15 protein-coding genes are annotated in these 13,028 nt (G+C 72.0%); 6 read left to right on the forward strand and 9 right to left on the reverse strand.

The window, feature by feature from the left end:
- The first annotated feature begins 4 nt into the window (after positions 1-4).
- Positions 5-1,525 (forward strand): aminopeptidase P family protein, encoded by a 1,521-nt coding sequence (locus tag IFT79_RS01530; protein ID WP_192122737.1) that lies wholly within the window; start codon positions 5-7, stop codon positions 1,523-1,525.
- 77 nt (positions 1,526-1,602) lie between these two features.
- Here the strand turns inward: IFT79_RS01530 and IFT79_RS01535 are convergent, their stop codons facing one another.
- The 4 genes from IFT79_RS01535 to IFT79_RS01550 form a co-directional block, all read right to left on the reverse strand.
- Positions 1,603-2,382, reverse strand: coding sequence for a copper resistance CopC family protein (locus tag IFT79_RS01535; protein ID WP_342211741.1), 780 nt, complete (start codon positions 2,380-2,382; stop codon positions 1,603-1,605).
- On the reverse strand, positions 2,379-3,206 hold the full coding sequence (locus IFT79_RS01540; RefSeq protein ID WP_192122738.1) for a YcnI family copper-binding membrane protein: 828 nt from the start codon (positions 3,204-3,206) through the stop codon (positions 2,379-2,381). Before IFT79_RS01540 ends, IFT79_RS01535 begins: the two co-directional genes overlap by 4 nt.
- Positions 3,207-3,324: 118 nt before the next feature.
- Positions 3,325-3,966 (reverse strand): hypothetical protein, encoded by a 642-nt coding sequence (locus tag IFT79_RS01545; RefSeq protein ID WP_192122739.1) that lies wholly within the window; start codon positions 3,964-3,966, stop codon positions 3,325-3,327.
- Between the two features lie 17 nt (positions 3,967-3,983).
- Positions 3,984-4,484 (reverse strand): general stress protein, encoded by a 501-nt coding sequence (locus tag IFT79_RS01550; RefSeq protein ID WP_056048662.1) that lies wholly within the window; start codon positions 4,482-4,484, stop codon positions 3,984-3,986.
- 71 nt (positions 4,485-4,555) lie between these two features.
- On the opposite strand from IFT79_RS01550, the gene IFT79_RS01555 reads away from it, so the two are divergent.
- From IFT79_RS01555 to IFT79_RS01565, 3 genes are read left to right on the forward strand one after another with little or no spacing between them, the layout of a single operon-like run.
- On the forward strand, positions 4,556-5,878 hold the full coding sequence (locus IFT79_RS01555; protein ID WP_192122740.1) for a magnesium transporter MgtE N-terminal domain-containing protein: 1,323 nt from the start codon (positions 4,556-4,558) through the stop codon (positions 5,876-5,878).
- Positions 5,865-6,446: a DUF1003 domain-containing protein gene (locus tag IFT79_RS01560; RefSeq protein WP_056048668.1), complete on the forward strand. Its 582-nt coding sequence runs from the start codon at positions 5,865-5,867 to the stop codon at positions 6,444-6,446. The genes IFT79_RS01555 and IFT79_RS01560 overlap by 14 nt, the downstream gene beginning before the upstream one ends.
- Positions 6,439-7,605, forward strand: coding sequence for an Mrp/NBP35 family ATP-binding protein (locus tag IFT79_RS01565; protein WP_307784999.1), 1,167 nt, complete (start codon positions 6,439-6,441; stop codon positions 7,603-7,605). Before IFT79_RS01560 ends, IFT79_RS01565 begins: the two co-directional genes overlap by 8 nt.
- A gap of 175 nt (positions 7,606-7,780) precedes the next feature.
- On the opposite strand, the gene IFT79_RS16595 is transcribed toward IFT79_RS01565, so the two are convergent.
- Positions 7,781-7,903: a hypothetical protein gene (locus tag IFT79_RS16595; protein ID WP_255350805.1), complete on the reverse strand. Its 123-nt coding sequence runs from the start codon at positions 7,901-7,903 to the stop codon at positions 7,781-7,783.
- A gap of 188 nt (positions 7,904-8,091) precedes the next feature.
- Here IFT79_RS16595 and IFT79_RS01570 point away from each other — a divergent pair, with 188 nt between their 5' ends.
- The gene (locus tag IFT79_RS01570) at positions 8,092-9,006 is read left to right on the forward strand and encodes a LysR family transcriptional regulator (RefSeq protein WP_056048675.1); all 915 of its coding nucleotides are present in this window, start codon (positions 8,092-8,094) and stop codon (positions 9,004-9,006) included.
- Between the two features lie 117 nt (positions 9,007-9,123).
- On the opposite strand, the gene IFT79_RS01575 is transcribed toward IFT79_RS01570, so the two are convergent.
- Positions 9,124-9,531, reverse strand: coding sequence for a hypothetical protein (locus IFT79_RS01575; RefSeq protein WP_056048676.1), 408 nt, complete (start codon positions 9,529-9,531; stop codon positions 9,124-9,126).
- A gap of 69 nt (positions 9,532-9,600) precedes the next feature.
- Between IFT79_RS01575 and IFT79_RS01580 the strand changes: the two genes are divergently transcribed.
- Positions 9,601-10,227, forward strand: coding sequence for an O-methyltransferase (locus IFT79_RS01580; RefSeq protein WP_159827108.1), 627 nt, complete (start codon positions 9,601-9,603; stop codon positions 10,225-10,227).
- A gap of 158 nt (positions 10,228-10,385) precedes the next feature.
- Here the strand turns inward: IFT79_RS01580 and IFT79_RS01585 are convergent, their stop codons facing one another.
- The 3 genes from IFT79_RS01585 to dapE form a co-directional block, all read right to left on the reverse strand.
- Positions 10,386-10,556 (reverse strand): DUF3117 domain-containing protein, encoded by a 171-nt coding sequence (locus IFT79_RS01585; protein ID WP_071256769.1) that lies wholly within the window; start codon positions 10,554-10,556, stop codon positions 10,386-10,388.
- A gap of 83 nt (positions 10,557-10,639) precedes the next feature.
- Positions 10,640-11,911, reverse strand: a complete 1,272-nt coding sequence (locus IFT79_RS01590; RefSeq protein ID WP_342211742.1) for a hypothetical protein — start codon at positions 11,909-11,911, stop codon at positions 10,640-10,642.
- Positions 11,896-12,969, reverse strand: a complete 1,074-nt coding sequence (gene dapE, locus IFT79_RS01595) for a succinyl-diaminopimelate desuccinylase (RefSeq protein ID WP_056048684.1) — start codon at positions 12,967-12,969, stop codon at positions 11,896-11,898. Before dapE ends, IFT79_RS01590 begins: the two co-directional genes overlap by 16 nt.
- Positions 12,970-13,028: the final 59 nt, after the last annotated feature.

A 13,028-nucleotide genomic window follows, 5' to 3' on the forward strand; every position in this document is an offset into this window, starting at 1 on the left:
GGGCATGGCAGATCAGAAGGCGCCGCGCGCGACCACCAACCGCTCCACCACCCCCGGGTCGGACACGTTCAAGGACTACATCTCGTCGCAGTGGGCCGACCGCCCCGACGTCCTCCCCGAGCCGCGTGAGCAGGCGCCGTTCGCCGCCGACCGTCGCGAGCGGCTGTCCGCGCTGCACCCGGGCACCCGCCTGGTCGTGCCGGCCGGCTCCGCCAAGGTCCGGTCCAACGACTGCGACTACCCCTTCCGTGCGCACTCGGCGTTCTCGCACCTGACGGGCTGGGGTTCCGACACCGTGCCCGGCTCGGTGCTCGTGCTCGAGCCCACGGCCGAGGGCCACGACGCCACCCTGTACCTGCGGGCGAGCGCCGGGCGCGACTCGGACGAGTTCTACGCCAACCCCGAGATCGGCGAGTTCTGGATCGGCCCGCGCCCCTGTTTGACGCAGGTCGCCGCCGACCTGGGTCTCGCCACGCGTGACCTGGCCGACTTCGAGGCCGTGGTCGGCACCATCGACGCCGGCACCCTCGTCGTCCGCGAAGCCGACCCCGACCTGACCCGCCGTCTCGACGCCGTCGTCGAGGCCGCCGCCGAGCAGTCCCCCGTCTCGGCGGGGACGACGGCCGTCGTGACCTCCGACGACGACCGCCCCCGCGAGCGGGCGACCTCCGCCGACCTGGCCCGTGACCTGAGCGAGCTGCGTCTCGTCAAGGACGCGTACGAGGTCGCGCAGATGCGCCAGGCCGTGACGGTGACGGGCAAGGGGTTCACCGACGTGATCGCCGACTTCGACGACATCGTCGCGCACCCGCGCGGCGAGCGGCTCGTCGAGGGCACCTTCAACCGTCGGGCCCGCGCCGACGGCAACACGGTCGGCTACGACACGATCGCCGCGTCGGGTGACCACGCCTGCGTCCTGCACTGGACCCGCAACGACGGCGTCGTCCGCGACGGCGACCTCATCCTCATCGATGCGGGCATCGAACTCGACAGCCTCTACACGGCCGACATCACCCGCACGCTGCCCGTCTCGGGCCGGTTCACCGACGTGCAACGTCTCGTTTACGAAGCCGTGCTCGAGGCGGCCGACGCGGCGTTCGCGATCGTGCGTCCGGGCATCGCGTTCCGCGAGATCCACGCGACGGCCATGAAGGTCATCGCCGAACGGACGGCCGAATGGGGCTTCCTGCCGGTGTCCGCCGAGGAGTCGCTGAAGCCCGACCACCAGTACCACCGTCGCTACATGGTGCACGGCACGAGCCACCACCTCGGCATCGACGTGCACGACTGCGCCGCCGCCCGCCGCGACCTCTACCTCGACGGCGTGCTCGAGCCCGGCATGGTGTTCACGATCGAACCCGGCCTGTACTTCCAGCCCGACGACCTCACCGTGCCCGAGGAGTTCCGCGGCATCGGCGTGCGCATCGAGGACGACATCCTCGTGACCGCCGACGGGGCCGAGAACCTCTCGGTGGGCATCCCCCGCACGGTCGCCGACGTCGAGGCGTGGATCTCCCGCGGCTGAGGTCCTACACCGAAGGGCCCCGGGTGCGTCGCACCCGGGGCCCTTCGCCCGTTCACACCCCGATCAGCGAGGCAGGGTCATCGACCGTCGGACGACGAGTCGCCGTCCGGGGCCGACGTGTCGTCGGTCTCGGACGGTGTCCCGTCACGTCGCCGGCCGGTGACGATGGCCACGACCACACCGGCGGCGGCCAGCACGACGATCGCGACCGCGATGCCGATGACGAGTCCGGCGTTCACCGAGCCCGACTCGGGCCCAGCCGACGGCGTCGCCACGGTGTCGTCACCCGGGGTCGCCATGGTCGTCATCTCGGGCTCGGACGAGGCCGAGGGCGAGGCCGCCCCGGTCTCGTCACCGGTGGGGGCGCCGGCACCGCCAGCCGCGCCTCCCGCGCTGCCGCAGCTCGGACGGGTCGGCGAGCCTGCCCCCTCCGCGGTGCCCGCGGCGGGGGCGTAGGTGAACGGGACGGCGTCCGAGACCGTGTGGCCGTCGGCCGAGACGGCCTGGTAGGTCATCGTGTAGGCGCCGGGCGACCCGAGCGCGACACCGGTCGTCAGCGTCGGTCCCGAGGTCGTCGAGCAGCCGTCCTCGTAGTGCAGACCGGCGGCGTCCGTCACCTCGAGCACGTTCGAGCTACCGGTGCCCGAGAGGTCGAGGATCACGTCGTTGAACGTGATCGACACGGTCGCCGGGGACGAGTCGACGGTCGAGCCCGCGGCCGGCGTGCTGCTCACGACGTAGTCGTGCGCCGCGGCCGATCCCGCCGGTACGAGGGCGAGGGCACCGACCGCGGTACCCAGCCCGGCCGTCACGAGGACGCCGAGGAGGCGCGGTGTCCGCGAGCGCGCGGCCGTCACGCGTCCACCCCGCCGTTCGTCGAGGTGCGGGACGCGGTCGCCCGGGGCCGACGGGTCAGCGCGACGACCGAGACGACGAGCGCCAGCGCACCCAGGGCGAGACCGCCGATGCCCAGGCCGATCGAGAGCGGTCCGACCGCGCCGTCGCCGGAGCCCGACGCCGAGTCGCCGGAGGTGCCGACACCCGCGGTCGTCGCGTCGTCGTCCGTCGCGTGGCCGTCGTGCTCGTCGGCCGGCGGCGCGTCGTTGACGTAGAGGGTCGGTGCGGGGTGCTCGGGCTCTTCTCCCGAGGCGGGAGTCGCGTCGGCCCAGTCGACCACCGTGCCGTCCGAGTAGCGCTGGTGGGCCGGCAGCGCGATCGACCCGGTGTCGGGCACCGCACCGGCCGAGATGACGAACTGCTGGAACTGTCCGGGTGCGATCTGCGTGTCGCCCTCGGCCGTCCAGGTCACCTGCGTCGGCGCCTCGGTGATCGTCGTGCCGTCGAGCTCGACCGGCTCGGGCAACGTGCTGGTGGTGACCTCGGTGGTCCACCCCGGGAGGGGCTCGTACGACACCGAGGTGAACGGGGTGTCGGTGGGCAGGTCGACGACGAGCCCGACGGTGCCCGCGGTCGCCGACTCGTTCGGCACCTTGAAGGTCAACGTCTCGTACGACCCGGCCTCGGCCTGACCGGGCTCGACGTGGATGTGGGCCGAGGCCGCGAGGGGCGCGGCCAACGCGAGCAGGGCGGCGGCGCCGAGGGCCGCTGCCGAACGGGCGACGACGGCGGACGACCGGGGACGGCGGGACGCGACGGAAATGGGGTTGGTGCTGCGGTTCATGGATCTGGTCCTCTCGATCGCGAGTGCGATCGGTCTGCGGTGCATGACGATGGGGCCCGACGGCGCGACGGGCGCGTCCGACGGGGTCACCGGCGACGGAGGTCGGCGGTGTGCGGGGTCAGGCAGGGCAGGGCGGACCGCGACGGGGTCGGGCCGTGAGGTGTCGTCGGCCGGGCGGGCGCGGACGGACGCCGACCGGAGTCGGCGGGCGCCGGACGACGGGCGCCTCGGGCCGGTGCCCGGCGGTCAGGAGGCGCGCGACGGCCAGACCGCGGATGGCCAGTCGGACGAGGGCCCACGCGGCGCCCTCGCCACGCCGCAGGGCGACGATCGTGACCACGGCCGCGAGCGCGTGGGCCAGCCACATGGCGGGGCCACCCATGACCATGGCCTGGCCGACGCCGCCACCGGACGCGGCGCCGTCGGCGATCGTCGAGATCACGAGTGCGGAGTGGTGCCCGCCCGTCGCCGAGGCGCCCCCGCCGTCCGAGGCTCCGAGGGAGAACAGCAGGTGGAACGCGACCTGGCTGAGCGCGACCGCGACCGCGAGCCTCACGGTCGAGAGGTGCACGCCCGCCAGGGCGATCGAGACGGGCACGGCCACGGCCAGGGCGAGGACGACGCCGAGCAGTCCGGGCTCCATGCCACCGCCGGCCACGTGGGAGAAGGCCGCGACCAGGGTCGACGCACCGGCGGTCAGCCAACCACGCGCGAAGCGCTCGGCCCGGGTGGCCGTCGTGGAGGGGTCGCGGGGTGCCATGTCGACACCAGGGTACGTCAGCGGCGCGGGGTCTCGGGACGCGCGAGGATCTCGTGCGCCCGCCCGGAGACCTCGGGGTCGACCACGATCTGGTAGTTCGACGCGAGCACCTGGTGCGTCGAGGTGAAGTCACGGCGGCGACGGGTGATCGCGAAGCTGACGATGCCGTAGAGCATGCCGAAGCCGGCTCCGAGCAGGGCCGCCGCCCCGACGGTGGCCGCGGTGGCGGTCTCGGTCGCGAAGACGAGCATGACGAGCCCGAAGAAGACGCCGAGCCAGAGTCCGGTCACGGCCCCGGCCAGCGCGGCACGCCCGTAGCTCAGGCGACCGGTGACGCGTTCGACGGTCTTGAGGTCGTTGCCGATGATCGCCAGCCGCTTGATCGGGAACTCGGCCTGTGACAGCCGGTCGACCACGCGCTGCGCCTCGGGATACGTGTCGTAGGTGCCGAGGACGTCGCCCCGCGGCAGGGTGGGCACCATCGGCGGGCGGCGGCCCACGGGGCCCGGGTTCGTCATCCCAGCATTAAACACGGTGCCCCTGCCGGGCACCCGTCGGCGGCGACCCCGCGAGCGACTAAATTGGACGCGTGAGTGCAACCAGAGTCTTCGTCGCCCGGCTGGCCGGTTGCTCCGTCTTCGACCCTGCGGGCGACAAGGTCGGCAAGGTGCGCGACGTGCTGGTGGTCTACCGCCGCACCGGGGCGCCGCGCGTGGTGGGCCTCGTGGTCGAGGTCCCCGGCAAGCGCCGGGTCTTCGTGGGGATCGGACGCGTCACGAGCATTGGCTCGGGCCAGATCATCACGAACGGCGTCATCACGCTCCGCCGCTTCGAGCAGCGTGGCGGCGAGACCCGGGTCATCGCCGACCTGCTCGGTCGTCGCGTGTCGTTCCGGCACGGTGGCGGCCACGCCACCATCGAGGACGTGGCGATCGACGAGGTGAGCGAGGGCGACTGGGAGGTCGGCCAGCTCTTCCTGCGCAAGCCCAAGACGTCGCCGTCGCCGTTCGTCAAGGCGCCGACGGCGTTCGCGGCGTGGGACGACGTCGTCGAGGAGGCCGGACCGGGCGAGGCGCAGAGCGCCGAGCACCTGATCGCCGCGTACTCCGACCTCGTGCCAGCGGACCTCGCGAACACCCTGCTCGACCTCACGCCCGAGCGGCGGCTCGAGGTCGCCGGCGAACTGTCCGACGACCGCCTCGCGGACGTGCTCGAAGAGCTGCCCGAGGCCGAGCAGGTCGAGATCTTCACGGGCCTCGACGACCACCGTGCGGCGAGCGTCCTCGACCAGATGCAGCCCGACGACGCGGCCGACCTCATCGCCCAGCTGCCCGACGAACGCACCGAGCAGCTGCTCACGCTGATGGAGCCCGACGAGGCCGACGACGTGCGCATGCTGCTCAGCTACGACTCCGACACCGCCGGCGGACTGATGACGACCGAGCCCGTCATCGTCTCGGCCGACGCCACGGTCGCCGAGGGCCTCGCCCTCATCCGTCGTCACGAACTGGCCCCGGCGCTCGGCGCGGCGGTCTGCGTCGTCCTGCCACCCTACGAACCGCCCACCGGCCGGTTCCTCGGCATGGTGCACTTCCAGCGGATGCTCCGTTACCCGCCGAACGAGCGCCTGGGGACGATCCTCGACCAGACCACCGAACCGGTCCGCGTCGACGCCACGGCCCTCGAGGTCACGCGGGTCATGGCGACCTACAACCTCGTCTCGGTCCCCGTCGTCGACTCGGCGCACCGCCTCGTCGGCGTCGTCACCATCGACGACGTCCTCGACCACGTCCTGCCCGACGACTGGCGCAGTCAGGACCCCGACCAACCGCTGACCCCGAGCCGATCGCGTGGCCGCGCCCGTCGCCCCGCGATCGGCCAGAGCACGAGGAGCGACGATGGCCCGCGATAACCGCAACGACGTCCGCCTCGACGCCCCCAAGGGTCTGCGCCCCCGCGTGCTGCCCGGGCGCAAGCGGGTCAGCAGCGACCGCTTCGGTCGGGCGACCGAGTCCATCGCCCGGGGCATGGGCACGCCCTACTTCCTGATCGCCCTCACCCTGTTCTGCGTCGTCTGGATGATCTACAACACGGTCGCCCCGATCGACATCCGCTTCGACAGCGCCGCCATCGGCTTCACGGCCCTGACGCTGATCCTGTCGCTGCAGGCGTCGTACGCCGCTCCCCTCATCCTGCTCGCGCAGAACCGGCAGGACGACCGCGACCGCGTGCAGTTCGAACAGGACCGTCAGCGCGCCGAACGCAACCTGGCCGACACCGAGTACCTGGCCCGCGAGGTCGTCGCGCTCCGGATCGCGATCCGCGACATGGCCAGCAAGGACTTCATCCGGGCCGAGCTCCGCTCGCTGCTCGACGAGCTCGACCGGCGCGACGACGACGAGAGCCCCGCGGTCGAGCCGACCCGCACCTCCTCGTCGTCACGACGCGACGCCCGGCGCGACGGCCACCACCGTGGCTGAGCCGGTCGCCGCCACCCGCCCCGCGACGCCGGACGACGTCCGTCGCGCGCTCGCGCGGGTGCTCGACCCCGAGATCCGCAAGCCCGTCACCGAACTCGACATGATCGGTGACGTCGTCGTCGACGCAGGAGGCGCGGCGACGGTGGCCGTCAAGCTCACGATCGTGGGGTGCCCGGCAGCCGACACGATCGAACGCGACGTCCGCGAGGCCACGGCCTCGGTGACCGGCGTCACCGACGTTACCGTCGACGTGACCGTCATGACCAAGGACGAACGACACGCCCTCACCGAGAAGCTGCGGGCGGGCCGGGCGGCGCGCGGCATGCAGTTCGGCCCCGACACGCTGACGCGCGTGTACGCCGTCACGAGCGGCAAGGGCGGGGTGGGGAAGTCCACCGTGACCGCCAACCTCGCGGTCGCCCTCGCGGCCCGGGGTCTCGCCGTCGGCGTCGTCGACGCCGACGTGTACGGCTTCAGCATCCCCGGACTCCTCGGCCTCGTCGGCCCCGACGGCGCCTCGGTGAAGCCCACCCGCGTCGACGACATGATCCTGCCGCCCGTCGCCCACGGCGTGAAGGTCATCTCGATCGGCATGTTCGTCGACGACGCCTCGACCGCCGTCGCCTGGCGCGGGCCGATGCTGCACCGGACGATCCAGCAGTTCCTGACCGACGTGTACTTCGGCGACCTCGACGTGTTGTTGCTCGACCTGCCGCCCGGGACGGGCGACGTCGCCATCTCGGTGGGGCAGTTGCTGCCGCACGCCGAGGTGCTGGTCGTCACGACCCCTCAACCGGCCGCCGCCGACGTCGCCGAGCGCAGCGGGCTCGTGGCACGCCAGACGGGTCAGCGGTTGCTCGGGGTCGTCGAGAACATGGCAGGTCTGCCCCAGGCCGACGGCAGCGTCCTCGAGCTCTTCGGCTCCGGTGGTGGCGTCGAGACCGCCCGCCGACTGTCGTCCGGTCAAGAGGCCGAGGTGCCGTTGCTCGCCAGCGTGCCGCTCAGTCTGGGCCTGCGCCAGGGGGGCGACGACGGCGTACCGGTCGTGCTCGCCGCTCCCGACGATCCTGCGGCCACGGCCATCGACGAGCTGGCGGGCCGACTGGCGGTGCGGGCCCGGGGGTTGGCCGGCCGGAAGCTCGGACTCAGCGTCACCTGACCGGGGTCGAGCACCCCGCACGTGCAGAAAGGGCACCTCGCGTGGCGAGGTGCCCTTTCGTCACAGCGTCTCGCCCGAGGGGCGGCGACGTGCTCGTGCCGCACCCCAGCACGGAGGCGGCACACACGGTGACGGCACGCTCAGGAGGGAGACGCGCCGACCACCGCGAAGCGGACTAGGACCAGCGGTTGTAGGTCTTGGTCGGGATGGCGCGGAAACCGTCTCGGGCGACCGAGACGAGCGAGCCGGCGATTCCGACGACTGCGGCGATGGCGAGGACGATGATTCCGGTGAGCATGGGGGACTCTTTTCTGGCGCGGTTCGACGCGCGATTCTGCGTGGTGGGATGGATTCGCCACCGAGCCCGGGACCAGGTCGACCGGAGCTCGGGAGCGCTACGACGCGCTCCGGGGACTCTTCAATGATGCGCCCCGAGAAGCGGTAGATCAATCTCACGTTTCTACCGAAACAGCGTAGATTTGCTACATGGATGTCAAGCGTCTCGAACTGCTCCGCGAACTCGCCGAACGAGGCAGCGTGGCCGCCGTCGCCCGGGCCACCCACCGCACCCCGAGTGCCGTCTCGCAGCAGCTCAAGGTGCTCGAGCGCGAGGCGGGCGTGGCGTTGACCGAGCGGGTGGGACGCGGCATCGTGCTCACCGGCTCCGGGCGCGTGCTGGCCCAGACGGCCACCGACGTCGCCGTGGCACTGGAGCGAGCCCAGGCGGTCTGGGACGACTTCGTCGCCACCCCCCAGGGCGAGGTCACGCTGGCCACCTTCCCCACGGGCGGACAGATGCTGCTGCCGGGGCTGCTGCGCACGGTGGCCGAGACCCCCGGCCTGGTGGTCGTCGCGAGCGACCACGACCCGTCGATCCGCGAGTTCCCCGAGCTGGCCGCCGACCACGACGTCGTCGTGGCGCACTCGTCCGACGACAAGCCGTGGCCCGGACGCGGACTCGTCACCGTCCCCTTGTTGACCGAGCCCCTCGACATCGCCCTGCCCGCCGACCACCGTCTCGCCGGTCGCGCCTCGCTCGCACCCGGCGACCTCGAGGGCGAGAACTGGATCGGCGTCCCGCACGACTTCCCGTTCGAGTGGGTCTACCGCGAGATCGAGCGCGTGACCGGCAGCCCCGTCCGCGTCGCCCAGCGCTTCAGCGACACCAAGGTGACCGAGTCGCTCGTCGGGGCCGGCCTCGGCATCGCCGTGCTGCCGCGCTTCACCGCCAAGGACGCCCGGGACGACATGGTGCTCGTGCCGCTCGAGAGCATCCGGGCCGTGCGCTGGGTGTCCGCCGTGATGCGGCGCGACCGGGCCGAGCGTCCCTCGGTGCGACGGGTCGTCGACGCGCTCAGGGCCGAGGCCTCACGCGTGGCGGCACTGCACGGAGGCGTCTGACCACCACGCCGCCCGCGGGCCGCGTGGCAACCGAGTGAGGAGCTGGGGGCGAGGAGCCACGGGACGGCAGACCACGAGGCGGGCGACGAGGTCAGGAGGCGCGGTGCCGCAGGCGGGTCAGGTCGCCTCGGAGTCGTACGGCGGCACCTCGCCCGTCGCGAGCGGCACCACCTGCGCGGGGGAACGACCCCCCGGCAACCCTGCGGACACAGCCGCGGCGGCGGCACCGGCCGTCGCCATGCTCGGCGCCGAGGGCTTGGGGGCGCCATCCGTGCCGTCGAGCAAGGCGTCGCGGATGATGCGCCGCGGGTCGTACTGACGGGGGTCGAGCTTCTGCCACTCGACATCGTCGAACTCGGGGCCCATCTCGTCGCGCATGCGCGTCTTCGCGCCGTTGGCCATGTCGCGCACCGTCCGGACGAGCTGGGCGAGCTTCGCCGCGTAGCCGGGCAGTCGTTCGGGACCGAGCAGGAAGACCGCGAGCACACCGATGATGAGCAGCTTGTCGAACGTCAGACCGAACATGGACACGCAAGCAGACTAACCGGTGACGACTCGGGGAACCCCCTAGAGTTGGCCTTTCGAGGAGTGGGTGTGTCGCAGATAGAGTCAAGTTGGAAGTTCGCGGAAGAACTCGTCACCGAGAGCGACGCGATCGCCGAGGCTCGACAGCATTCGTTGGAGGTCGGGGTCGAGGCCGTCTCGCCGGCGGTCGGCGCCCAGCTCGCGGTCGTCGCCGCCGCCTCGAACGCCTCGTCGATCATCGAGGTCGGTACGGGCCTGGGCGTCAGCGGGCTCTGGTTGCTCTCGGGCGCCCCCGCGGCCGTCCTGACGACCATCGACCGCGAGATCGAGCACCAGCAGGCCGCCCGGGACGCCTACCTGCAGGCGGGCATCCCTGCCAGCCGCTTCCGCATGATCGCCGGCCGTGCCGCCGACGTGTTGCCCCGGATGAACGAGAACTCGTACGACATCGTCTTCGTCGACGCCGACCCCGGCTCGGTCATCGAGTACGTCGAGCACGGCCTGCGCCTCGCCCGCCCGGGCGGACTCGTCCTCGTCGCGCACGCACTCTGGCACGGACGGGTGGCCAATCCCGCCGTCCGCGACAGCACGACCACGGGCTTCCGCACCTTGCTGACCGAGGTGTCCACCTCACCGGCCGTGATCAGCTCGCTCTCGACGGCGGGCGACGGGCTGCTCTCGCTGATCAAGCGGTGACGCTCCCCCGCCGGGCTCCCTGCCCGTGCAGCAGGCAACCGGCGCGGTAGCCAGCGCACGGAGGCGGGCACGCGCACGGAGGCGGGCACGCGCACGGACGCCCCGCGCGCCGCAGGTGCGGCGGGCGGGGCGTCCGGGGTTATTAAGGAGGCGGCCGACTAGGCGCTGACGACGCCGGCGAGGGCGTCGTGCAACTCTTTGGCTTCGTCGTCGTTGACCGACACCACGAGGCGTCCCCCACCCTCGAGCGGAACACGCACGATGATGAGACGGCCCTCCTTAACGGCTTCCATAGGCCCGTCGCCGGTCCTCGGCTTCATGGCTGCCATCAGATAGTCCCCTTTCGCAAGTTGCTGGTCCCATTATCCGTGATTTCGGGCCCCCGACCTAAACGACGCCGTTCCCCGGCCGATCACGGCGGCGTCCAGTCGTACCCGTTCACCCACCAGCAGTAGTAGAGCCACACCCACTGTGCCGCCACGAACACGGCGACGAGCAGCGCCCGGTAGACCTTCGAGCGCGGCACCGCGAGGACGCCCAGCAGGGGGAAGAGCGGCATCAGGAGCCGGAAGGTGCTGGACTGCGGGAAGAACACCGCCAGCAGGTAGAGCCCGTAGGCGACGCCCCACAGCCTCAGGTCGGTGCTCGTCCGGCGTGCCCACGGCGACAGCAGCAGGGCTCCGAACGCCACGAGCGTGACCACGAGGAGGGCGATGCCGGAACCACCCGGAAACCACCAGTTCGCCCCGTCGACCCACGGGGTGAACGGCACGAGCGGTCCGTAGCCGATGTAGGGCGCCCGCCAGGCGAGTTCGGTCTCGGTGTACGCCCCCGGCACCCCCGTGACCGCGCCGGCGACGACGAGCCAGGCGACGCCGAACACGCCCGTGGCCGCCGTCGACACCGCCACCCGGACGCGCTCGCGCACCGGGAAGGGATCGTCGTGCCGGCGCCACCAGCGCAGCACCCCGTGGAGACCGATCGCCAGGGCGAGCGGAAGGGCTCCGGGCCGCGTGAAGGACATGATCAGCACGACCGGCAGCATCGCCAGGTACTGCCGCCGCACCAGCATGAGCAGGCTCGCGCAGAGCAGCAGCAGGAACATCGACTCGGCGTAGGCCACCTGCAGCAGCGGCGACAGGGGCGCCACGCAGAACAGGACGACCGCGAACAACGAGGTCGACTCGGGCAGCGCGTGCCGCATGAGGCGGTAGAACAACAGGGCCGTCCCCGCGGCACAGGCGACAGACACGACGACGGCCAGCGCCGCGAACGACAGGCCCGTCAGGCCCATCAGCCCACGGACGACGAACGGGTAGGCGGGCATGAACGCCCAGGCGTTCTCTCCGACGTGGCCGTCGCCGGTGATGGGGAGGTCGCGCGGGTACCCCACCACGGCGATGATGTTGTACCAGTGACCGTCCCAGATCGTGGCGAAGCTGCCGTAGTCCGGGCTCGCGAGGGTCCACGCGTTGGCCTGCTGGGCACCGGCGAAGGTGAGCAGCGCGATCGTGCTGACGGCGCGCGACAGGACGAACACCACGAGCACCCGGGCCCACCACGGCGTGAGCCGGTAGCGCAACAGGAGGCGCCGCGACGCCGAGGTCGGTCGTCGGGGATCGTGCCGCGTCGACGGGGACGAGGAGGCGCGACTCGCGTCGTCGACGGTCAGGCCGTCAGCCACGCCCGCAGTCCGCGCTCGTTGTCGAGGATCTGCTGCACGGGCACCCGCTCGTCGTCGTGGTGGGCCAGCATCGGGTCACCCGGACCGTAGTTGACCGCGGGGACGCCGAGCGCGGAGAACCGCGCGACGTCCGTCCACCCGTACTTAGGCTTGGCCTCGCCGCCCACGGCACGCAGGAACTGCTGTGCCAGCGGGGCGTCCAGACCGGGCCGGGCCCCGGGGGCGAGGTCGACGATCGTGACGTCGAAGCCCTCGAAGAGCTCGCGGACGTGGGCGACGGCCTCGTCGCCGCTGCGGCTCGGGGCGAACCGGTAGTTGACGTGCACCATGCACTCGTCGGGGATGACGTTGCCGGCCACGCCGCCCGTGATGCCCACGGCGTTGAGGCCCTCGCGGTAGACGAGCCCGTCGACCTCGACCTCTCGCGCCTCGTAGGCCGCCAGCACGTCGAGGATCGGCGCGGCCTTGTGGATGGCGTTGTCGCCGACCCACGAGCGGGCGCTGTGCGAGCGGGCGCCGAAGGTGCGGATCTCGGCGCGCAGGTTGCCGTTGCAGCCCCCTTCGACCCCGCTGTTGCTCGGTTCGCCCAGGACGGCGAAGTCGCCGGCCAACAGGTCGGGTCGGGCCCGCGCGAGGCGGCCCAGGCCGTTCAGGGCGTCGGAGACCTCTTCGTGGTCGTACCAGACCCAGGTGACGTCGACGCCGGGCTCGGTCAACTCGACCGCGAGCCTCAGGTGAACGGCACAGCCGGCCTTCATGTCGACGGTGCCGCGACCCCAGAGGTAGTCGACCCCGTCCTCGGTCTCGTAGCGCGTGGGCACGTTGTCGTTGATCGGCACCGTGTCGATGTGACCGGCGATGACGACCCGCGAGGCCCGGCCGAGCCGGGTCCGGGCGACGATCGCGTCGCCGTCACGGAACAACTCGAGGTGGTCGCAACCGTCGAGCGTGGACCAGATCTCGTCGGCGACGAGGCGTTCGTCGCCCGACTCCGATCGGATGTCGCAGAGCTGCCTGGTGACGTCCACGGGCGAGACGGAGAGGTCGATCGGTGCCATGCGGGCGAGTTTACGGGGCCAGGGCACGGGTCACCTCCGAAGCGGTCCGTCGGCGGCTG

It is taken from the genome of Frigoribacterium sp. CFBP 8759 (assembly GCF_014841655.1).
Taxonomy (GTDB): Bacteria; Actinomycetota; Actinomycetes; order Actinomycetales; family Microbacteriaceae; genus Frigoribacterium.